Below are 1155 nucleotides of genomic sequence, written 5' to 3' on the forward strand. Positions count from 1 at the left end.
TTCATCCCACTTCATCCGCGTTTTCAGCACCCCGAAGCACTGATGAACCAGCTTGCGCATCACCGCTCCAAGCGCAGCCTTGCTGGCTTTGCCCTTCGCGATTAGCCTCTGGTACAGCGCCTTCGCCGGGGCATTCCACCTGATCGCTACGATCGCCGCCATATACAGTTTTGCCCTTACGTCTGCCGGGCCTGTTTTTGACATCCGCGCACGCCCCCTGACTGAGCTACCGGACGTTTTTTCCACCGGTACCACACCCAGCCACGCAGCGACCTGTGAAGCACTCCGGAACGGACACGAACGCAACACCGACAGCATTGTCGTGCCCACCACGCTGCCTATTCCTTTTATCGATTCCAGCAGCTCACGGTCTTCCTTCAGACCCGGATGATTATCTGTGTGGTCTGAGATGAGCGCTTCAATACGCTTCAGCTCGTCCCTGTGGGCTTTCAGGGTTCTCTCCAGCGAGTCAATGATTTCAGGCGCTGTGCGGGTTGAATGGGCCTTTTCCAGTCGGTTCTCCGCCCGCTGGACATCAGCCTGAAGTGAGTCCCGCAGACGCACCAGCTCCCGAAGTTTACGGACCTCCGGGGAGGGGGGCACCCAGGCATCAGGCTGTTTCAGCTCGCCATAACGGGCCAGGATGTAAGCATCAACGGAGTCGTTTTTAGTCAGGATAGCCATTCCACGGGCGAACTCCCTGACCCGCTGAGGATTGCTGATGCAGACTGTGACGGGGGTATTTTCATGAAGACCGAAGGCGACGTTTTCGTGATAAATGCCGGTCGCTTCGAGCACCACCATCACCTGTTCAGGATGGCATTTTTGCCTGATTAACCAGTCATTTATCTCCCGGTCGGCGTCGGGATGATTTTTGAGGGTTTTGGTTTTCTTTTTCCCGTTGCCGGGCAACAGGCAGAGGTCGAGTTTGTTTTTACTGACATCAATACCGAGATAAATCATAAGACAGCTCCCTTTCACATGAACCATCACGCCATCTTGCCTTGTACATACGAAGTCAGAGCTTCTGGTTACCGTTCAGAGTAGATGCTGGCGTGAAAGGAGAAACGGAGGGCTTTAAGCTACGGCACAAGATCGAGTCTTAAGCGGCGCGACAAGCTGCCTCCGTTTCGTGTAACGGGTAGCTAACCAGTT

Annotated in this window: 1 protein-coding gene; it reads right to left on the reverse strand. The window is 54.8% G+C overall.

The genetic code is table 11. The features are described from left to right. Window positions 1–963, reverse strand: a 963-nt coding sequence (locus L579_RS22945) for an IS110 family transposase (RefSeq protein WP_036628244.1), incomplete at its 3' end; no start/stop codon positions are given. Between the last annotated feature and the right edge of the window lie 192 nt (window positions 964–1155).

The organism is Pantoea sp. AS-PWVM4 (assembly GCF_000468095.1).
Taxonomy (GTDB): Bacteria; Pseudomonadota; Gammaproteobacteria; order Enterobacterales; family Enterobacteriaceae; genus Pantoea; species Pantoea phytobeneficialis.